Source organism: Streptomyces acidiscabies, assembly GCF_020010905.1.
Lineage (GTDB): Bacteria > Actinomycetota > Actinomycetes > Streptomycetales > Streptomycetaceae > Streptomyces > Streptomyces acidiscabies.
Genome location: NZ_JAGJBY010000001.1, coordinates 3,394,959 through 3,414,873 on the forward strand (window position 1 = coordinate 3,394,959; position 19,915 = coordinate 3,414,873).

19 protein-coding genes are annotated in these 19,915 nt (G+C 71.0%); 7 read left to right on the forward strand and 12 right to left on the reverse strand.

The features are described 5' to 3' along the window. The first annotated feature begins 53 nt into the window (after nt 1–53). Both mshC and J8M50_RS15780 read left to right on the forward strand, forming a co-directional pair. Nucleotides 54–1,283, forward strand: coding sequence for a cysteine--1-D-myo-inosityl 2-amino-2-deoxy-alpha-D-glucopyranoside ligase (gene mshC, locus J8M50_RS15775; RefSeq protein WP_010350355.1), 1,230 nt, complete (start codon nt 54–56; stop codon nt 1,281–1,283). 188 nt (nt 1,284–1,471) lie between these two features. Then, nucleotides 1,472–2,452: an SMP-30/gluconolactonase/LRE family protein gene (locus J8M50_RS15780; RefSeq protein ID WP_010350354.1), complete on the forward strand. Its 981-nt coding sequence runs from the start codon at nt 1,472–1,474 to the stop codon at nt 2,450–2,452. A 59-nt stretch (nt 2,453–2,511) separates the two neighbouring features. On the opposite strand, the gene J8M50_RS15785 is transcribed toward J8M50_RS15780, so the two are convergent. From J8M50_RS15785 to J8M50_RS15820, 8 genes are all read right to left on the reverse strand, one after another. Then, nucleotides 2,512–3,429: a PAC2 family protein gene (locus tag J8M50_RS15785; protein ID WP_010350353.1), complete on the reverse strand. Its 918-nt coding sequence runs from the start codon at nt 3,427–3,429 to the stop codon at nt 2,512–2,514. 154 nt (nt 3,430–3,583) lie between these two features. Beyond that, a complete protein-coding gene (locus tag J8M50_RS15790) occupies nt 3,584–4,255 on the reverse strand; it encodes a FadR/GntR family transcriptional regulator (protein ID WP_010350352.1) in 672 nt (223 codons plus the stop codon). A gap of 68 nt (nt 4,256–4,323) precedes the next feature. Next, nucleotides 4,324–5,610: an amidohydrolase gene (locus J8M50_RS15795; RefSeq protein ID WP_010350351.1), complete on the reverse strand. Its 1,287-nt coding sequence runs from the start codon at nt 5,608–5,610 to the stop codon at nt 4,324–4,326. Next, on the reverse strand, nt 5,607–6,359 hold the full coding sequence (locus tag J8M50_RS15800) for a nucleoside phosphorylase (RefSeq protein ID WP_010350350.1): 753 nt from the start codon (nt 6,357–6,359) through the stop codon (nt 5,607–5,609). Before J8M50_RS15800 ends, J8M50_RS15795 begins: the two co-directional genes overlap by 4 nt. Beyond that, on the reverse strand, nt 6,356–7,222 hold the full coding sequence (locus J8M50_RS15805) for an ABC transporter permease (RefSeq protein WP_010350349.1): 867 nt from the start codon (nt 7,220–7,222) through the stop codon (nt 6,356–6,358). Before J8M50_RS15805 ends, J8M50_RS15800 begins: the two co-directional genes overlap by 4 nt. Continuing rightward, nucleotides 7,222–8,307: an ABC transporter permease gene (locus J8M50_RS15810; RefSeq protein WP_010350348.1), complete on the reverse strand. Its 1,086-nt coding sequence runs from the start codon at nt 8,305–8,307 to the stop codon at nt 7,222–7,224. Before J8M50_RS15810 ends, J8M50_RS15805 begins: the two co-directional genes overlap by 1 nt. Before the next feature lies 1 nt (nt 8,308). Further along, nucleotides 8,309–9,817, reverse strand: coding sequence for an ABC transporter ATP-binding protein (locus J8M50_RS15815; protein ID WP_010350347.1), 1,509 nt, complete (start codon nt 9,815–9,817; stop codon nt 8,309–8,311). Further along, on the reverse strand, nt 9,798–10,862 hold the full coding sequence (locus tag J8M50_RS15820; protein WP_010350346.1) for a BMP family ABC transporter substrate-binding protein: 1,065 nt from the start codon (nt 10,860–10,862) through the stop codon (nt 9,798–9,800). The genes J8M50_RS15815 and J8M50_RS15820 overlap by 20 nt, the downstream gene beginning before the upstream one ends. 252 nt (nt 10,863–11,114) lie before the next feature. Between J8M50_RS15820 and mtnA the strand changes: the two genes are divergently transcribed. Continuing rightward, nucleotides 11,115–12,146 (forward strand): S-methyl-5-thioribose-1-phosphate isomerase, encoded by a 1,032-nt coding sequence (mtnA, locus tag J8M50_RS15825; RefSeq protein ID WP_010350344.1) that lies wholly within the window; start codon nt 11,115–11,117, stop codon nt 12,144–12,146. A 75-nt stretch (nt 12,147–12,221) separates the two neighbouring features. Here mtnA and mtnB read toward each other — a convergent pair whose 3' ends face one another. Genes mtnB through J8M50_RS15840 form a run of 3 tightly spaced genes read right to left on the reverse strand, consistent with a single transcriptional unit; the run spans nt 12,222 to nt 14,127 of the window. Next, nucleotides 12,222–12,830: a methylthioribulose 1-phosphate dehydratase gene (mtnB, locus tag J8M50_RS15830; protein WP_010350343.1), complete on the reverse strand. Its 609-nt coding sequence runs from the start codon at nt 12,828–12,830 to the stop codon at nt 12,222–12,224. Continuing rightward, nucleotides 12,827–13,546: an acireductone synthase gene (mtnC, locus tag J8M50_RS15835; protein WP_010350342.1), complete on the reverse strand. Its 720-nt coding sequence runs from the start codon at nt 13,544–13,546 to the stop codon at nt 12,827–12,829. Before mtnC ends, mtnB begins: the two co-directional genes overlap by 4 nt. Continuing rightward, on the reverse strand, nt 13,543–14,127 hold the full coding sequence (locus tag J8M50_RS15840; RefSeq protein WP_010350341.1) for a 1,2-dihydroxy-3-keto-5-methylthiopentene dioxygenase: 585 nt from the start codon (nt 14,125–14,127) through the stop codon (nt 13,543–13,545). Before J8M50_RS15840 ends, mtnC begins: the two co-directional genes overlap by 4 nt. Before the next feature lie 381 nt (nt 14,128–14,508). Here J8M50_RS15840 and J8M50_RS15845 point away from each other — a divergent pair, with 381 nt between their 5' ends. Genes J8M50_RS15845 through mtnK form a run of 4 tightly spaced genes read left to right on the forward strand, consistent with a single transcriptional unit; the run spans nt 14,509 to nt 19,385 of the window. Beyond that, nucleotides 14,509–15,609: a substrate-binding domain-containing protein gene (locus tag J8M50_RS15845; RefSeq protein WP_010350339.1), complete on the forward strand. Its 1,101-nt coding sequence runs from the start codon at nt 14,509–14,511 to the stop codon at nt 15,607–15,609. Further along, nucleotides 15,596–17,137, forward strand: a complete 1,542-nt coding sequence (locus J8M50_RS15850) for a sugar ABC transporter ATP-binding protein (protein ID WP_010350338.1) — start codon at nt 15,596–15,598, stop codon at nt 17,135–17,137. The genes J8M50_RS15845 and J8M50_RS15850 overlap by 14 nt, the downstream gene beginning before the upstream one ends. A 24-nt stretch (nt 17,138–17,161) precedes the next feature. Beyond that, complete coding sequence (locus J8M50_RS15855; protein ID WP_010350337.1) at nt 17,162–18,208, forward strand: ABC transporter permease; 1,047 nt, start codon at nt 17,162–17,164, stop codon at nt 18,206–18,208. Between the two features lie 10 nt (nt 18,209–18,218). After that, entirely contained in the window at nt 18,219–19,385 is a 1,167-nt protein-coding gene (gene mtnK, locus J8M50_RS15860) for an S-methyl-5-thioribose kinase (protein ID WP_010350336.1), read from the forward strand. Here the strand turns inward: mtnK and J8M50_RS15865 are convergent. Next, the gene (locus tag J8M50_RS15865; RefSeq protein WP_040835234.1) at nt 19,361–19,897 is read right to left on the reverse strand and encodes an SMI1/KNR4 family protein; all 537 of its coding nucleotides are present in this window, start codon (nt 19,895–19,897) and stop codon (nt 19,361–19,363) included. The two genes, mtnK and J8M50_RS15865, sit on opposite strands and share 25 nt — an antisense overlap. Nucleotides 19,898–19,915 lie beyond the last annotated feature (18 nt).

Consider the following 19,915-nt stretch of genomic DNA (forward strand, 5'->3'; position numbering starts at 1 on the left):
ATCCGGCGCTCTCCGGTTCGTATACCGAACTACGGTCCGGTTACGCTCATGACATGCATGCCTGGCCCGCTTCCGAGGTCCCCGCCCTGCCTGGTCAGGGCCGCGACCTGAGGATCCACGACACCGCGACCGGTGACCTCGTCACCCTCGACCCCGGTCCCGTCGCCCGTATCTACGTGTGCGGCATCACGCCGTACGACGCCACGCACATCGGACACGCGGCGACCTACAACGCGTTCGACCTCGTGCAGCGCGTGTGGCTCGACACCAAGCGGCAGGTTCACTACGTCCAGAACGTCACCGACGTGGACGACCCGCTGCTGGAGCGCGCCGAGCGCGACGGCGTGGACTGGGTCGCGCTCGCCGAGAAGGAGACCGCGCTCTTCCGCGAGGACATGACCGCCCTGCGGATGCTGCCCCCGCAGCAGTACATAGGCGCCGTCGAGGCCATACCCGGCATCGTGCCGCTCGTGGAGCGCCTGCGGGACTGCGGAGCGGCGTACGAGCTCGAAGGGGACATCTACTTCTCCGTCGAGGCCGACCCGCACTTCGGCAAGGTGTCCAACCTGGACGCCGCCGCGATGCGCCTGCTGTCCGCCGAGCGCGGCGGCGACCCCGACCGGGCCGGCAAGAAGAACCCCCTCGACCCGATGCTGTGGATGGCCGCCCGCGAGGGCGAGCCGAGCTGGGACGGCGCCTCCCTGGGGCGCGGCCGGCCCGGCTGGCACATCGAGTGCGTCGCCATCGCCCTGGAACACCTCGGCATGGGCTTCGACGTGCAGGGCGGCGGCTCCGACCTCGTCTTCCCGCACCACGAGATGGGCGCCTCCCACGCGCACGCGCTGACCGGCGAGTTCCCCATGGCCAAGGCGTACGTCCACGCCGGCATGGTCGCCCTGGACGGCGAGAAGATGTCCAAGTCCCGGGGCAACCTCGTCTTCGTCTCGCAGCTGCGCCGCGAGGGCGTCGACCCGGCCGCCATCCGCCTCGCGCTCCTCGCCCACCACTACCGCGCCGACTGGGAGTGGACCGACCAGGTCCTCGCCGACGCCGAGGCCCGACTCGCGCGCTGGCGCGCCGCCGTCTCCCGCCCCGACGGCCCCGAGGCCGAGCCCCTCGTCCAGGAGATCCGCGACGCGCTCGCGCACGACCTCGACGCACCGGCCGCCCTCGACGCCGTCGACCGCTGGGCCTCCCGCCAGCAGGAACAGGGCGGCACGGACATCGGCGCACCCGGGGTAGTCTCCCGCGCGGTGGACGCTCTTCTGGGCGTTGCCCTGTAAGGGCAACGCCGAAGCGAACAGGGGTGGTTCACCCGTACCGGCACGTGTCACCGGTACGGGTGAACCACCCCTCACGCTGTCGATGACCTGTCAACCCCTGTGTCCAGCGCGGCAGTTGTGATGGGGTGGGGTTCCAGTTGACCGCCGGATCGGCCAACTACCGGTCCCCGCACGCGGAAGGATGTTCCGTGGCACCCACGCACGGTTCCTTCGCACACCCCTTTTCCCGCCGCCGGATGCTCACCGCCGGCGCGGCGGCACTCGGCGCCGCCGCCATCGGCACGGCAACGGGCACGACGGCTCACGCGAGCCCCCACGCCGCCTGGCCCGACCTCATACCCCTCCCGAACGGCTTCCAGCCCGAAGGCATCGCCATCGGCCGCGCCCCCTACGCCTACCTCGGCTCCCTCGGCGACGGCTCCATCTACCGCGCCGACCTGCGCACCGGCGAGGGCACGATCATCTCCGCCGGACCCGGCACCCCCTCCGTCGGCCTCAAACTCGACGACAGAGGCCGCCTGTTCATCGCCGGACGCGGCGAGGGCGCGCGCGTCGTCGACGCCCGCAGCGGCGAGATCCTCGCCTCCTACCGGCTCACCACGGCGACCCCCACCTTCGCCAACGACGTCTTCCTCACCCCGCGCGCCGCCTGGTTCACCGACTCCTTCCAGCCCACCCTCTACGCCCTCCCCCTCGGCCGCGACGGCGCGCTCCCGGCCGCCGACGAGGTCGTGCACCTCCCCCTGACCGGCGACTGGGCGCAGGTCCCCGGGGAGGTCTTCAACGCCAACGGGATCACGCGTACGCCCGACGGGTCGGCGCTGCTCGTCGTGCAGTCCGGCGTGGGCGCGCTGCACCGGGTCGACCCGCGCACCGGCGTGACCAAGCTCGTCGACCTCGGGGGCGCGGCGCCGCTCACCAACGGCGACGGGCTGCTGCGCGACGGACGGCTCCTGTACGTCGTACAGAACCAGCAGAACGCGGTCGACGTGTTCCGGCTGGCCGCCGACGGCCGTAGTGGGGTGTTCCTGCGGCGGATCACCGACACGGACTTCGACGTGCCGACGACGGCCGCCGCGTACAAGGGGCGGCTGTACCTGCCCAACGCGCGGTTCTCGACGGCGCCGACGCCTCAGACGGCGTACGCGGTGGTCGCGGTACCGGCGTAATACCGAAGCGGTAGAGGTACTGGGGTCAGTGCCTCTACCGCTTCCGCGTTCCCCGCTGCTCAGTCCTCCGACGAATCGTCGTCGTCCCCCGTGGCCTTCGGCGGCCTGGGGGGGCGTGTCTTCTCGTTCGGGTCGTTGGGGTCGCGGCGGCGCAGGTAGCGTTCGAACTCGCGGGCGATCGCCTCGCCGGACGCCTCCGGCAACTCCGCGGTGTCGCGGGCCTCTTCGAGCGTCTGGACGTACTCCGCGACCTCGGTGTCCTCGGCCGCGAGCTGGTCCACGCCGACCTGCCAGGCGCGTGCGTCCTCGGCCAGCTCGCCGAGGGGGATGCGGACGTCGATGAGGTCTTCGAGGCGGTTGAGGAGCGCCAGCGTCGCCTTCGGGTTCGGGGGCTGCGACACGTAGTGCGGGACGGCCGCCCACAGCGACACCGCCGGTACGCCCGCGTGCGTGCACGCCTCCTGGAGGACGCCGACGATGCCCGTCGGGCCCTCGTACTTGGTCTCCTCCAGGTCCATCCGGCGCGCGAGGTCCGGATCGGACGTCGTCCCGCTGATCGGCACCGGACGCGTGTGCGGGGTGTCACCGAGCAGCGCGCCCAGGATCACCACCAGCTCGACGCCCAGCTCATGCGCGAAACCCAGCAACTCGTTGCAGAAAGACCGCCAGCGCATCGACGGCTCGATGCCGCGCACCAGCACCAGGTCCCGCGGCTTCTCGCCGCCGATCCGCACGACCGACAACCGCGTCGTCGGCCATGTGATCTTCCGCACGCCGCCGTCCATGAACACCGTGGGGCGGTTCACCTGGAAGTCGTAGTAGTCCTCGGCGTCCAGCGCCGCGAACACCTCGCCCTTCCACTCCCGCTCCAGGTGCATGACGGCGGTGGAGGCGGCGTCGCCGGCATCGTTCCAGCCCTCGAACGCGGCCACCATGACTGGGTCGATCAGCTCGGGAACTCCCTCCAGCTCGATCACCCAGCGCCTCCTTCCGACGTGCCCTCGCCTGACCACCCAACCTTACGGCGTGCGGCAAGGGCGCCCGCAGCCCCCGTCGACGGGGGAGTGAACGGATCACTGCCCCGTCCGGAGCCGTCGGACACCCCTGACCGCAAACGCACAGAAACCGGTTTCACAGACTTGCCCGCAGCCATTGCTCCACGCTCGCGATGTGCACCGTCGCCCACGACCGCGCCGCCTCCGCGTCCCGGTCCCGCAGCGCCTCCAGGATCGCCCGGTGCTCGTGCAGGGTCCGCGCCACCGCGTCCTCCTGCGTCAGACCCCGCCAGATCCGGGCCCGCGTCGTCGGCCCCGACAGGCCGTCCAGCAGCGAGCACAGCACCGAGTTCCCGGCGCTCTGCACGATCCCCCGGTGGAACTCCAGGTCGCACGCGACCAGCTCCTCCACCGAGGGGCCGTCGCCGAGCCGGTCCAACTGGGCTGTCAGCGCGTCGAGTTGCTGCTCGCTGATGCGCAGCGCCGCCATCGCCGTCGCGGCCGGCTCCAGGATGCGGCGCACCGCGAGGAACTCCAGGACGGTGTCGTCGCGGTGGAAGTCGACGACGAAACTCAGCGCCTCCAGCAGGAGTTGGGGGTCCAGGCTGGTGACGTACGTGCCGTCGCCCTGGCGCACGTCCAGGATGCGGATCAGCGACAGCGCGCGCACCGCCTCCCGCAGGGAGTTCCTCGACAGGCCCAGTTCGGCGGCGAGTTCGCTCTCCTTCGGCAGCCGGTCGCCGGGGCGCAGCGCACCCGAGACGATCATTCCCTTGATCTTCTCGATCGCCTCGTCGGTGACTGCCATGCCGGCCTCCCATGCGTGCGTGTTTCCGACACCCCAGACATCGGAGGTCTAGCGGCCATTATGAGGGTTCAGACGATCAGTGACTCCAGATCCGCGACCACCGAACGCTCGTCCAGCGTGGTCAGCGCCCGCCCCCGCAGCAGGACCCTCCCGTCGACGACCGTGTCCCGCACGTCGTCGGCGCGCGCCGCGTACGCCAGCGTCGACCACGGGTCGTGCAGGGGCCGCAGATGCGGTCCCGACAGGTCCACGACGACGAGATCCGCCCGCTTGCCCGCCTCCAGCGACCCGATCCGGTCCCCGAGCCCCAGCGCCCGCGCACCCCAGGCGGTCGCCATCCGTACGGCCTGCTCGGCACCGACCGCTGTCGGGTCCCCGCCCGCCTTGTGCACCAGCGCGGCCTGCCGTACGGCGCCCAGCACGTCCAGCGTGTTGGAACTGACCGCGCCGTCCGTGCCGAGGCCGACGGTGACGCCCGCGCCGAGCAGCCTCGGTACGGGGGCGATGCCGCAGCCCAGCTTCAGGTTCGACACGGGACAGTGGGCGACCGAGGTGCCGGTGCGGGCCAGCGCGGCGATCTCCGGGCCGGTCAGGTCGACGGCGTGCGCGAGCAGCACGTCGGGGCCGAGGAGGCCGAGGGAGTCCAGCAACTCCACAGGGCGTTTCCCGTACTTGACCTCGACCGTCGCGACCTCGGTGGCGTTCTCCGCCGCGTGGATGTGGATCAGCGCGCCGAACTCCCTCGCCAGGGCGAAGACTTCGGTGAGCTGGGCGGGGGAGAGGGTGTAGGCGGAGTGGGCGAAGAGGACGGGGCGGACGCGGGTGTGGGCCTCAAGGTCCTTACGCGCCCAGGCAGTTCGCGCCTCGAACGTCATCCCGTCCGGCGGCTCGGGGACGTCCATGAACGTCGGCCCGGTCAGCAGCCGCCAGCCCGCCTCCCGCGCGACCTGCTCGGCCGCCTCGTGGAACCAGTACATGTCCAGCGCGGTGGTGACCCCGGCCTTGATGGACTCGGCCGCCGCGAGCCGTACCGCCGCCGCCACGTTCTCCGGCGTGAGGAGTTCGGCCTCCCACTTCAACACCCGCTCCAGGAAGCCCTGGAGAGTGACGTCGTCGGCACGGCCGCGCAGGAGGGTCATCGCGAGGTGGGTGTGCGTGTTGACGAACCCCGGCAGGACGAGGCATCCCGAGGCGTCGATGAACTCCCGGGCCTCGTAACGCTGTTGGAGTTCCTCGGTGGGACCCACGGCGACGATCTCGCCGTCGTGGATCGCAACCGCGCCTTCGGGTACGACAGTTCCGGCGTCGTCCACCGTCAGGACGTCACCCCCGTGCACCAACAGGTCGATGCTCACCGGGAGTTCTCCTCCGCCAGCAGCCGCAGCGCCTCCAACGAGACCACGGCACCGCGCTCGACGCCCTCCGCGACGACGTCCCGGTGCGGGTCGTACACGCTGTCCCCCTCCTCGTCGACGAGTTCGTCGGCGTTCGCGCCGTCCACGACGAGGACGCCGCCCGCCGTCAGGCCCCGCAGGGACGCCGTGACCAGGAGCGCGGAGAGTTCCATCTCGATCGCGGCGAGGCCGACACCCGTGTACGCGAACAGGGGGAGGTGGCCCGGCTGGAAGGCGGCACGGGTCCAGACGACGCCCCGGTGGTGCGGGGCGCCGGTCTCGCGGGCCGCCCGCTGGAGGGCGAGGACCGCCTCGGGGGTCGCGAACGCCGGGTACTCCGGCGGCAGAAGCTGCTGGGTGACACCGTCGTCCCGGACCGCCGCCTCGGCGATCACCAGGTCGCCGTCCGCGATCCCCGGCTTCATCGCACCCGCCGTACCGAACCGCAGGATCGTCCGCACACCGGCGTCCGCCAGCTCCTGGAAGAGGAGGTTCGCGCCCGGCGCGCCCACCCCGTGCGAGGCGACGACGACCGGCAGGCCCTTCCAACTCCCGCTGAAGACACGGTACTCACGGTGGTACGACACCTCGGCCGCCCCGTCGAGCAGCCCGGCCACGGCGGCGGCGCGGGCCGGGTCGCCGACGACGACCGCGTGAACCGGCAGGCCGGTACGGGGAATTCGGGTGATCGGCAGGAGGTCCTGCGTCATGAGAGGGCTCCAGAGGAAGGGATACGGCGACGGCGGCGGGCCGTCGACAGGAACAGGGCGCCGAGCGTGACGACGTACGGCGCGGCGTCGGTGGCCTGCTGGGGGAGGCCGACGCCCTGGAGGCGGAAGCCGACCGCCTCCGCGAGGCCGAACAGCAGCGCCGCCAGCAGCACGCCGACCGGCAGCGCGCGGCCCAGCATCACCGCGACGACCGCGATCCAGCCACGGCCCGCCGTCATGTTCTCGGTGAACAACGTGACGTTCCCCAGGGCGAGTTGGGCACCGGCGAGTCCGCACAGCACGCCGGACAACAGTACGGCCCCGTACTGGTACTTCGCCGGGCTGACCCCCAACGTCGCGGCGGCGTCCGGGGATTCACCGACGCCGCGCAGCCTCAGGCCCCACACGTGCCGGGACAGCACGAGCGCGGCCACGGCCACCGCGAGCCACGACAGGTACGCGAGCGGGGTGAAACCCCCCACCAGGGGAAGGCCGTTGAGACTCGGGTCGCTGAACGTGCCCTGCACGCCGAAGACCGTGCGCAGCAGGAAACTCGTCAGGCCGACCGCTAGGAGGTTCATGGCGATGCCGAGCACCACCGCGTCGCCCTTCAGCGTCACCGCGCCGACCGCGAGGATCAGCGAGTACGCCGCCGCCGCGAGGGCCGCTGCGAGGACACCGAGCCAGGGGCTGCCGGTGAACCAGCTCGTGGCGACCGCTGTGAAGCAGCCCAGCAGCATCATGCCTTCGAGGCCGATGTTGAACACGCCCGCGCGCTCGCAGATCGCCCCGCCGAGGGCGGCGAGGAGAATCGGGGTGAGGGCGCGCAGGGCCGACATCAGGAGGTCGGAGTCGAAGAACATCAGACGGCCTCCGCTTTCGGGGACTTCTCGGACGGCTCCGGTTTCCCGGACGGCCTCAGCTTCCTGAACAGCCGCTGCGGGAACCGGAGTCGGGCCGCCAGGAACACGATCACGATCGCCTGGAGCACCTGCGTCAGCTCGCGCGGCACCTCCGTCGTCCGCTCCATCGCGAGCCCGCCGACCTGGAGGACCGCGAAGAAGAACGACGCGATCACCGTGCCGACCGGGGCCGCCGTCGCCAGCAGGGCCGCCGTGAGTCCGGTCCAGGTGTAGCCGGGTGCGGTCAGCGAGCCGTCCACGAAGCGGTACGGGAAGCTCAACACCCCGATCGCGCCCACGAGTCCGGCGAGCGCACCCGACACCGCCATCAACTTCACTGTCAGGCCCGCCCGTTCGACCCCGGCGTACGCGGAGAAACGGGAGTTGAGGCCCGTCATCCGGATCTCGTACCCGAACGCGGTCCGCTTGTCCGTGAACCAGTAGGCCGCCGCCGCGAGGACGACGAGGACCAGGCCGACGGTGACCGTCGAGTCCCCGAACGTCGGCAGGGACACGCCGTCCGGGAACGCCCGCGTCTGGGGGAGGCTGGAGCCCGGCTCCTTCAGCGGGTACCGGGCCAGGTACGACGCCAGTGACACCGCCGGGTAGCTCAGCAACAGGCTGCTGACCAGCAGTGGGACGCCGAAACGGTTCTCGCAGAGGGCGGCGAGCACGGCGTACCCGGCGCCTACGGCCATCCCCGCGAGGAGGGCCAGGACGACGGTCAGGGGCGCCGGGAGCGGGGAGTACAGGGCCGTCGTCGCCGCTGTGATCCCGCCCAGCACCATCTGTCCGTCGCCGCCGAGGTTGATCAGCCCGGCCCGCAGCGGGACGGCCAGTGCGAGGGCGAGGCCCAGGACGCTGGTCGTGGTGGTCAGCGTCGCCCCGATGCCGTCCGCGCCGAGCGCGCCGGTCAGGACGGCGTCGTACGCGGTGAGGGGGTCGGAGCCGGTGCCGAGGAGGAAGAGGGCGCCGATGAGGAGGCCGGCGAGGACGGAGGTGGTGACGGGGGAGCGGAGGGTGGTGGTTATGCGTGCGACGGTCATATCAGATGCCTTCATTTCCGCCCGCCATCGCGAGCCCCAACGTCCGCTCGTCCGCCTCTTCCTTCCCGTACGACGCCGTCACCCGCCCCTCGTACATCACCAGTACCCGGTCCGCGAGACCCCGGATCTCGCTCAGTTCGGCGGAGACGAGGAGCACCGCGTGCCCGGCGTCCCGGTACGCGATCAGCTGGTCGTGGATGTTCTGTACGGCGCCGATGTCGACGCCCCGGGTCGGCTGCTCCACCAGCAACAGGGGTGCCTCGTGCGCGAGTTCGCGGCCGATGAGGAGTTTCTGGAGGTTGCCGCCGGACAGGGAGGAGGCCGGCGCCGAGGTGGACGCCGTCTTCACGCCGAACCGTTCGACCAGCGTGCGCGCGTGCTCGCGGACCGCGCCGGGGGCCAGCAGGCCGCGCCGGGACAGCGAGGTGCGGTGGTGTCCCATCGCGAGGTTCTCCGCGACGCTCGCCGCCGGCGCCGTACCGACCGCGTACCGGTCCTCGGGGACGTACGCCAGCCCGTGCGCGCGCCGTTCGGCGGCGGAGGCGTGCGTGAGGTCGCGGCCCTGGACGCGGACGCGTCCACCGGTGACCGGCCGCAGCCCCGCCAGCGCCTCGACCAGCTCGCTCTGCCCGTTCCCGGCGACGCCCGCGATCCCGACGATCTCCCCGGCGTGGACGGTGAGGTCCACATCGTGGACACCTTGGGCCGAGAGGCCGCGCACGTCGAGCACCGTGTCACCCGGCGTCCCCGCCGCGTGCACCCGGTTCAGCTCCACGGCCCGCCCCGTCATCGCGGCGGCGATCTCCTCCGCCGAGGTCCCGGCGGTCACCAGCCGCGACACGACCCGCCCGTCCCGCAGGACCGTCACCCGGTCCGAACCCTCCAGCACCTCACGCAGCTTGTGCGTGACGAGGATGACCGAACGCCCCTGTGCTGCAAGGGACTTGAGGACGGCGAACAGGGCGTCCGCCTCCGCCGGGGTCAGCACGGCCGTCGGCTCGTCGAGGATCAGCGTGCGCGCACCCCGGTGCAACAGCTTGAGGATCTCCACGCGTTGCCGCAGCCCGACCGGCAACTCCCCGACCCGCGCGTCCGGTTCGACCGCGAGGCCGTGCTCCTCGGCCAGCTCCCGCACCCGGCGCCGGGCCGCTTTCCGGTCCACCAGGCCGAAGCGGCGCGGCTCGGCGGCGTACACGACGTTCTCCGCGACCGTCAGCGAGTCGAACAGCTTGAAGCTCTGGTGGACCATCCCGAGCCCGGCGGCCATCGCGTCGGACGGGTTCGCGAAGGCGACCTCGCGGCCGTCCACGCGGATCGTCCCGGCGTCGGGGCGCAGCATGCCGTACAGCACCGACATGAGCGTCGACTTGCCCGCGCCGTTCTCACCCATCAGAGCGTGGATCTCACCGTGCGAGACGGCGAGGTCGACGGAGTCGTTGGCGAGCGTGCCGGGGAACCGCTTCGTGATCCCCAGCAGCTCGACCGCGTGACTACTGGGCGGCGGGGTCATCGACGGTCAGCTCACCGGAGACGATCTGGTCGCGCAGCGCCTTCACCTTGGTCAGCACGTCCGGATGCTGGGCGATCACGCACTTCGAGGTCGCCACCCCGGCCTCCAGGCCGGTCAGGCTGATGCCGCCCTCCTTCAGGCCGTACGACACGGTCGTGCCCGCCTTGCCGCCGAGCACCGCGTCGATGCCCTTCTGGACGGCGATGTCCGTGCGCTTGATCACGTTGTCCACGACCGTCCCGGGGGACGAGACGCACTGGTTCACGTCCACGCCGTACGCGAACGCGCCCTTGGCCTTCGCCGCCTCGAAGACGCCGTAGTTCCCGGCCGCAGCCGCCGCCATCAGCTGGTCGTAGCCCTGCGAGAGAAGCGTGTTCGCCTGCTCCTTCGCGCGCGCCGAGTCGTCGAAGGGGGACTGGCCACCGACGAACCGGGTCCCCGTGGACGTCTTCGGCGCGACCTTCTTCGCGCCGGCCGCGAACGGGTCGCTGTAGCGGCGGAACTGCGGGGTGTCGAGGACGTCGACCGCGCCGACCTTGCCCGACTTGGACAGCAGACCCGCCTCGGCGCCCGCGAGGTAGACGCCCTCGTGCTCGCGGAAGACCGCGCAGCTCACGTTCTTGTACGTCTTCGGCGTGCACGCGTCGACGATCAGGAACTGCTGGCCCGGGTTCTTCTGCGCCTGCTGCGCGACGATGTCCGCGAACTCGAAGCCGACCAGGACGATGACGTCCGGCTTCGCGTCCACGGCCGCCTGGACGTTCTGCTGCTGAGACGCGGTGTCCGTGGACTGGTACACCTTCTGCGAGCCGCCGTGCTCCTTCGCCGCCGCCTCGACGCCGGTGACCGCGAGCTTCAGGAACTCGTTCTGGCCCACGGCGTCCGGGGTGACCAGCGTGAACGACTTGCCGGAAGTGCCGGAGGCGCTGGTGTCCTTCTTCGCGGCGGCGTTGCAGGCGGTCGCGAGGAGGACCGTGCCTGCGGCGAGCGCCGTGAGCTGGAGGGTGCGGCGCTGCCGGCGGGTGCGGTGGAGTCTGCGGTGCATCGGGGGAGGCCTTCCGGGTATGGCGAGCGGCACTCCGTGGGGGCGACGGTGCCGGGCCACGAGAGCGCTGGGGGAGGGGTCTTCCAGAGGGTTCAGCGGTGACTGAGGTGGGGAAGGACTCAGCCTCGGCCAGTCAAATCGGTGGTGGACTGTACCACCCGGTTTCGGCCAACGGACAGACCGTCTCGAACTGTGGTTCTCCAAGGTCATGTACGGTGTCGGACACCACAGGACCCCCAGGAGCGATCCCTTATGTCCCAGGAACTGCGTGCCGTCGACTGGACCGGATCCGGTCTCGCGCTGATCGACCAGACCCTCCTGCCGCACCGCACCGAGACCATGGACGTCCGCGATGTGGACACCCTGATCGACGCGATCCAGCGGCTCGTCGTCCGGGGAGCTCCCGCGATCGGCGTCGCCGGTGCGTACGGCGTCGCCGTCGCGCTGATCCAGGGCGAGCGCGAGGGGTGGACCGACCTCCAGATCCTGGACGCCGTCGCCCGCATCCGCGAGGCCCGCCCCACCGCCGTCAACCTCATGGCCTGCGTCGACCGCGTCATGACCCGGTACGCCGAGGGACTCGACGCCGTCCTGGAGGAGGCCGCCGCCGTCCAGCGCGAGGACGTCGAGGCGAACCGCGCGATGGGCGTCCACGGCGCGGACTGGCTGATCAAGAAGGCCGGCGTCGACCGGCCGTTGCGCATCCTCACCCACTGCAACACCGGCGCCCTCGCCACGACCGGCTGGGGCACGGCCCTCGGCGTCGTCCGCGAACTCCACGCGCGGGGGCGGGTCGAGGTCGTGTACGCCGACGAGACGCGGCCGTTGCTCCAGGGATCGCGGCTCACCGCCTGGGAGTTGGTCCAGGAGGGCATCCCGCACTACGTCCAGGCGGACGGCGCCGCCGCCGGCACGATCCTGCGCGGCGAGGTCGACGCGGCCATCGTCGGCGCCGACCGCATCGCCGCCAACGGCGACACCGCGAACAAGGTCGGCACGGTCGGCGTCGCCCTCGCGTGCGCCGATGCCGGGATCCCGTTCCTGGTCGCGGCCCCCACGACGACCGTCGACCTCGCCACGGCCACCGGCGACGACATCCACATCGAACTCCGGGGCGAGGACGAGGTGTTGGAGTGGGGCGGCATCCGCATGGCCCCGGCCGAGTCCCGGGGCCACAACCCGGCGTTCGACGTCACCCCGGGCCGCCTGATCACCGGACTGGTCACGGAACGCGGGGTGTTGGAGGTATCGGCGGGCGAACTGCCGGGAGAGCGCCTCAAGTAGACGGGACGTCATAAAAGAAGACGTCATAGAAGAAGGGGGACCCGACTCACCGGGTCCCCCTTCTCGTGCAAGCGCTCAGCGCCTCGCCAGCTCCAACTCCAGCAACCACTCCACGACTTCGGTGTGATGCCGAGCCTGCCGCGGATCCGCCCCCCACACGTACAGCCCGTGCCCGGCCACAACCACCGCCGGCATCAAGGGATTCCGCGCCTCCTCAAGCCGGTCGCCCAACTCCTTCATGTCCTGGCTGTTGGCGATGACCGGCAGGATCACCTCGACGTCGTGCGCGGGCTGCCCCACACCCTTCAGCATCTCGATGTCCCGGAACGGAATGCCCCCCGGCTGCCGGTGCCCCATCGTCACCGACGCGACCGTGTGGACGTGGACGACAGCCCCCGCCCCGGTCAACGCGGCGACCCGCGCGTGGAGTTCGGCCTCGGCGGACGGCTTGCCGCCCCGCACCGCCGCACCCTGCCCGTCGACCAACACCACGTCGGCAGGCGTGAGTTCCCCCTTGTCGTGCCCGCTCGCCGTCACCGCGAGCCGCAGCGGCTCCCGGGACAGCACCACAGACAGGTTGCCGGAGGTCCCCCGCATCCAGCCGAAGGAGGCGAACCGGGCGGACTCGGCGGCGAGCACGGCCCCCGCCTCGTGGAGGTCCTGCGCGGTGATGTCGGCGGTCATGACGTGCTCCTGGAAACGGTGATCTCGTCGAAGGACCCGGCCTGCGCATGGTCCCCGACGCCTTGCTCGAAGTACGGCTCCCCGGGCCGCCGGATCCCGACCGCGTGCCACCCGGCCTCGCGGGCCGCGTCCAGCTCACCGGGCCGGTCGGAGAGGAAGAGGAGCCGGGACGCCTCGACCCCGGCCGCCGAGGCGATACGGCGGTAGGACGCCGCTTCCTGCTTGGGCCCGGCGTTCTCCGTGTCGTACAGCCCCGAGGTCAGCGGCAGGAGATCGCCGTCCGGCGTCGAGGAGAACCACGCCCGCTGCGCCGCGACGGACCCCGAGGAGTAGACGTACAGCCGGACACCGGCCGCGTGCCAGGCGCGCAGCGCGGGGACGACGTCGTCGTAGAAGTGCGAGACCAGGTCGCCCCGCGCGAAGCCCTCGGACCAGATGATCCCTTGGAGGGTCTTCAGCGGCGTCGCCTTGCGGTCCTCGTCCAGCCACGCGTTCAGCGTCTTCTCGATCGCGGCGGCATCGGCGTCCGGCTCGCCCGACAGCTCACGGACCTGCGCGATGGCCCGCGCGACCTCGGGTTCGTCCGCCCGCTGAGACAGCAGTTCCGCGAACCGGTCGCGCGAGTACGGGTACAGCACGTCCACCACGAACCCCGTCGCGCTCGTGGTGCCCTCGATGTCGAGCACCACGGCGTCGACGGCGTACCGGAGCGTCACGCGACGTACCCGGCGGCGATCGTGTCGTAGTCCGGGAAGCGGGACGCGATCGGGGAACCGGTGAAGTTGCCGATCCAGCCGTCCTCCTCGTGGAAGAAGCGGATCGCGGTGAACGACGGGTTGGTGCCCATGTCGAACCAGTGCGTCGTCCCGCGCGGCACGCCCAGCAGGTCGCCCTTCTCGCAGAACACCGCGTGGACCTCGCCGTTCACGTGCAGGTAGAAGATGCCGGAGCCGGAGACGAAGAAGCGGACCTCGTCATCGTCGTCGTGCGTGTGCTCCTGGAGGAACTTCGCGCGCGCGGCCTTCGCCTTCGCCGGGAACTCCGGGTCGTCGCTGGGGTGCAGACCGAGGACGTCGACCGTGGTGAAGCCCTCCTCCGCGTTCAGCTTCTCGATCTCCGGTCCGTATGCCGAGAACACTGTCTCGCTGTCCGCGTCGAACGGCACGTCCTCGCGGATCGGCCACTGCTCGTAGCGCACGCCCAGCGGCTTGAGCGCCTCGGCGATCTCGGCGGGGTCGGAGGTCCGGCGGATCTGAGTCTCGGGGCCGGATTCGGACCAGGTGGTCAGGAGGGTCATGACAGCAGCTCCAGGATCTGTCTGGAAGGGCCGGTCCGTCCGGATGCCGAGACGGGCTGCGGACGGTCGGGGAGGAAAGGGGCAGGTGCCGGTCCCGCGATGGTAACTCCAGGGCGGACGATCACCCGGTGTGACGTAGTCGTTGTCTCATTCCGTGAGAATCCCCTTTTACACCTTTGACGTTTGGCTGAAACCGTTCTCATGATCTGTGTATGAAGACGCTGCTGCTCGTGCGGCGGCTGTACGTGGACTTGCTCCGGTCGACCACAGCCAGCTGTCGCTGACCGACCGTTCCCGGAGCCCTCGCCTCCGCCCCCTCGCCTCCCCCGGCGCGCGCCAGATGGCGCATTTCTTTCGCACCACCCGTACCTGGAGCCCCTCATGTCCCGTACCCGCCTGCCTCTCGCCGCGCTCTCGCTGGTGTCCGTCTCCGCCCTCGCGCTGAGCGCCTGCTCCCAGTCCTCGGACGCCTCCACCAAGACGAGCGGCGACTCGGCCGCCGCCGCCAAGGCCGCCACCGGCAAGAAGCCCGCACCCTTCGCCTCGGGCGCGGTCAAGGTGGCCCTGGTCCGCCAGAGCGGCGCCGGCGACTACTTCGAGCAGTGGGGCAACGGCGCGAAGGCCCAGGCCAAGGCGCTGGGCATCGACCTGACGGTGTACGACGCGCAGGCCGACAACGCCAAGCAGGCCACCGACCTCTCCTCCGCGATCAACTCCGGCGCCAAGGCGATCATCGTCGACCACGGCTTCCCGGCGACGATCCAGCCGGAGATCGACGAGGCCGTCAAGAAGGGCATCAAGGTCGTCGTGTACGACGTGGAGACGGCCACCAAGGGCGTCGTCACCACCCGCCAGAACGACGCGAGCATGGCCCAGGCCGTCCTGGACGTCATGGCGAAGTCCCTCGGCAAGAACGCCAAGGTCGGGTACGTCAACGTCGCCGGGTACGCCGCCCTCGACAAGCGGGACTCCGTCTGGAAGACCGAGGTCACCGCGCAGGGCTGGAAGCAGGCGTTCAAGGTCGGCAAGGTCACCGACTCCACCGCCACGGACAACGTGCCGCTGGTCTCGGCCGCGCTGACCCAGAACTCCGACGTCACCGGCGTCTTCGCGCCCTACGACGAGCTCGCCAAGGGCACCGTCCTCGCCGTCCAGAACAAGAAGCTCCAGGACAAGACCAAGGTCTTCGGCGCGGACGTCTCCAACGCGGACATCCAGCAGATGACGGCCGCCGACAGCCCGTGGGTGGCCACGGCGGGTACGGACCCGTCGGCGGTCGGCGCGGCGGTCGTCCGTACGACGGCCCTGGAGCTGGCCGGCCAGCTCGGCAGGACGACCGTCGAGTTCCCGGCGGTCGCCATCACCCAGGACTTCCTGCGCGAGAAGAAGATCGCGAACATGGACCAGCTGCGGACGGCGCTGCCGGCGCTGAACCTGTCCCAGGTGTCGACCGCGGACTGGATCGCGAATGTCGCCCACTGAGACACCGGCTTCTGCGGAGACCCCGGCCGTCGGCCTCACCGACGTCAGCATGGCGTTCGGCGGCAAGACCGTCCTCGCCTCCGTCTCCCTCGACATCACCCCCGGCACCGTCGTCGCGCTGCTCGGCGCGAACGGTGCCGGGAAGTCGACGCTGATCAAGATCCTGTCCGGCGTGCACGCGGGACACGGCGGCGAGGTGCGGGTCGCGGGCGCCCCCGTGGCCCTCCAATCCCCGTCCGCCGCCCGCAAGTTGGGCATCCAGACCGTGCACCAGCGGATCGGTGAGGGCATCGTCCCCGGCCTCTCCGTCGCCGAGAACCTCGTCTTCGAGGAACTCGCGCAGCAACGCGGCAACCCCTTCCTCAACGGCCGCCGTACGCTGGCCCGCGCCCGCGAGATCCAGGCGGCCCTCGGCCTCGACTGGAGCGACGCGGTCCTGCGCCGCGACGTCACCGAACTCGGCATCTCCGACCGCCAGTTGCTGATCCTGGCCCGCGCCCTCGCGACCCGCCCCCGCCTGCTCATCCTCGACGAGCCGACCTCCGCGCTCTCCGCAGCCGAGGCCGAGCGCCTCTTCGCCCTGGTGGAGAAGATGCGCGAGGACGGCATCGCCGTGCTGTACGTCTCCCACCGCCTCGGCGAGATCGACGCCCTCGCCGACCGGCTGGTCGTCCTGCGGGACGGCCGTCTCACCGAGGACCAGGTGAAGCCCTTCGACTGGGACGCGGCCTTGCGCGCGATGCTCGCGCAGGAGCAGGAGGCGACGACGGCACGCCCGGTCCGCGAGGGGGCCGCCGGTGAGGTGGCGCTTTCTTTGAAAGGCGTACGTCTCTTCCCGACCCAGCACCAGCCCCTCGACCTCGACCTGCGCGCCGGTGAAGTCACCGGCGTCGTCGGCCTGTTGGGCGCCGGCAAGACCGAGCTGGCCCGCGGCCTGTTCGGCGCCGAGCCCTTCCTCGCGGGCGCGGTCGACCTGGACGGCAAGCCGTACGCCCCCCGCCGCCCGGCCGACGCGATCCGCGCCGGCGTCCACCTCGTCCCCGAGGACCGGCACGCCGACGCGCTGGTCCCCGGCTGGTCGGTCGCCCAGAACGTGTCGCTGCCGTTCCTGAAGTCCCTGTCCCGGATGGGCCTCCTCCAGAGCGCCAGGGAGGACGCCCTCGGCCGGGACACCATCGCCGCGCTCGGCGTCGTCACCCGCGACGAGCACAGCACCGTCGAGGAGCTGTCCGGCGGCAACCAGCAGAAGGTCGTCGTCGGCCGCTGGCTCGCCGAGACCCCCCGTGTCCTCATCCTGGACGAACCGTTCCGAGGCGTGGACATCGGTGCGCGCCGCGACATCGGCCGCCGCGCGCGTCAGCTCGCCGCCGAGGGGGCGGCCGTCCTCGTCCTGTCCGCCGACGTCGACGAGATCCTGGAGACCGCCGATCGCGTCGTCGTCCTCGCCGCGGGCGAGGTCCACCTCGACGCGTACGGCGAGGACGCGGAGCGCGACCGCGTGATCCAGACCATCTCGGCCTCCGTCTGACCCCGGCTTCTTGAGGAAACTGTCATGACCACCACTCAGAGCACCGAGGTCCTTACGAAGGCGGCGACCCCGTCCGCGACCTCCACCGCCGTCCGCGTCCAGAACGCCGTCATCAAGTACGGGTTCATCTTCGTGACGGTCGTGCTGTTCCTGTACTTCGCGCTGAGCGAGGGCTCCTTCCGCGAGTCGGCGACCCTCCTCGACACGCTGCGGTACGTGTCCGTCGCCGCGATCCTCGGCCTCGGCGTCACCCTCACCATGGCTGTCGGCGGCATGGACATGTCCGTCGGCGCGGTCGCCGGGCTCGGGGTGTCGGTCGCGGCGCAGACGATGGTCGTCCACAACCAGGTCGGCGCGGTCGCGATCGTCGCCGTCCTGATCGCGGGCGCCCTCGCCGGTCTGCTGAACGCGCTGCTGATCGTCGTCCTGAAGATCCCCGACATGCTGGCCACGCTCGGCACGATGTTCGTCATCCAGGGCAGCAAGCTGATCCTCGTCGACGGGCAGTCGATCACGCCGGGCATGACCATGTCGGACGGGTCGACGGCGCCCGGGAAGTTCACCGCCGGGTTCCTGAAGATCGACCGGGGGACCGTGTTCGGCATCCCGGTCTCCGTGCTGATCTTCGGCGGGCTGACCGTCGCCGCGTGGGTGTTCCTCGCCCGCACCCGGTGGGGGCGCGTGCTGTACGCCATCGGCGCGAACCCGGAGGCGTCCCGGCTGGCCGGCATCCGCGTCGGCGCCTACCGCGCGCTCGCGTACGTCATCTCCGGCGTCCTCGCCTCGGTCGGCGGCCTGATCCTCGCCTCCCGCATCGGGCAGGGCGACGTCAGCGCCGGAACCTCGCAGCTCCTGGAGGCCGTCGCCGTCGCGCTGGTCGGTACGTCGGTGCTCGGCCGGGGGCGTCCCAACGTGTGGGGGACCGCGCTGGGCGCCGTCCTCATCGGCATCATCAGCACCGGGCTGACCATCAAGGGCCTGCCGTACTACACGCAGGACGTCGTCGAGGGCGCCGTGCTGATCCTCGCGCTCGTCTTCAGCTTCACCTTGTCCAAGCGCCGTACCGCATGAGGGAGTTGTGATGGGTTACCGCATCCTGGAGACCGAGGACATCCCGGCGTACCTGCGGGAGCGCGGCCACTGGAGTCAGGCCGTCGACCCCGAGGTCCGCGAGGTCTCCGACGGCAACATGAACCGGGTCTTCCTCGCCTCCTCCGCCGGCCACAGCCTCGCGGTGAAGCAGGCGCTGCCGTGGGTGCGGGTCGCCGGTCCCTCCTGGCCGATGAACCCCGACCGCGCGGACGCCGAGGCGCGCGCGTACGAGCGCGTCGCCCTCGTCGCCCCCGACAAGATCCCCGCGATCCTCGGCTACGACCCCGAGAACTACGCCCTCGTCATGGAGGACATGTCCGACCTGGAGGTCCTGCGGACGCTCCTCAACGAAGGTGCTTCGTACGGTACGGAGACGTCGGCGCGGATCGGCGAGTTCGTCGCCCAACTGACCTTCACGACCAGCGACTTCGGGATGCCGTCCGCCGAACGCAAGGCCCTGATCGCCGCGTCGGTCAGCCCCGAGCTGTGCAAGATCACCGAGGACGTGGTCCTCTCCGAGCCGTACATCGAGCACGAACACAACCACTGGCTCCCGGAGTTGACGGACCTCGCGGCGGCATTCCGCGCGGACGAGGTGCTCCGCACCGAGGTCGCCGACCTCCGCCACACGTTCATGACCAGCGCACAGGCACTCCTGCACGGCGACCTCCACACGGGCAGCGTCATGGTCGGCGAACGCGACGGCGCCCCCGTGGTCCGCGTCTTCGACCCCGAGTTCTCCTTCGTGGGCCCGATCGGCTACGACCTGGGCCTGTACTGGGCGAACGCGCTGGTCTCGGAGGAACGCGCACGAACCCTGGACCGGTTGACGGACCACGCGGACCAACTCCGCCTCTCCTGGGAGGCGTTCACAACAGAGTTCCGCCGCCTGTGGCCGACGAGGGTCGACACCTTCTTCGACGACACCTACCTCGACCGCTTCCTCCACCGAGTCTGGACGGACGCGATCGGCTACGCCGGCACAGAAATCGTCCGCCGCATCATCGGCTTCGCCCACCTGACAGACCTGACAACCCTCCCCCACCCGGCCCCGGCATCCCGCAGGGCACTGCTCCTGGGCCGCGAACTGATCGTGCGGCGCGAGGAGTTGACCGACGTGGAATCCGTACGTCACCTCGTGGCCTCGCTGGCCTGAACCGCCTCGCTCGCCTGGAACCACTCCTCACCGGCGGCCCACTGCCGCACCCAGTCGGCGAAGCCCGGTCTGCTGTGCGGCATCGCCCCCTCGCCGGTGACGAGCCAGACGCGCCCGCGCTGCGGGCCGGTGACGACCAGGTGCCAGTCCATGCCGCACCCGTCCGTCCCCAGGTTCAGCGAGCCGTGGTGGGCGACCCGCTCGATGACGGCGTCGGGGTCTTCGTGGCCCCCGTCGTCCTCCTCCCACACCCACATCCCGGTGAGCGGGAAAGGCTCGGCCAGCCGCTGGCCCTCGGCGCTCTCGGCCAGTTCCACCCACCCGTACTCCGGCGGCCCTTGGAAGGAGCCGTCCGCGATCTCCGCCACGAGCGTGCGGTACGGCTCCGGCAGCACCACGCCGTGCGCCTCCTCGAACCGCCGTACCTCTTCCCACCCCAACGGCGACGCGTCCTCACCGAACGCCTCCCGCAGCACCGCGAGTTCTTCCGGGTCGGCCTTCTCGGTATCCATCTCCATGCCTCATGGGTA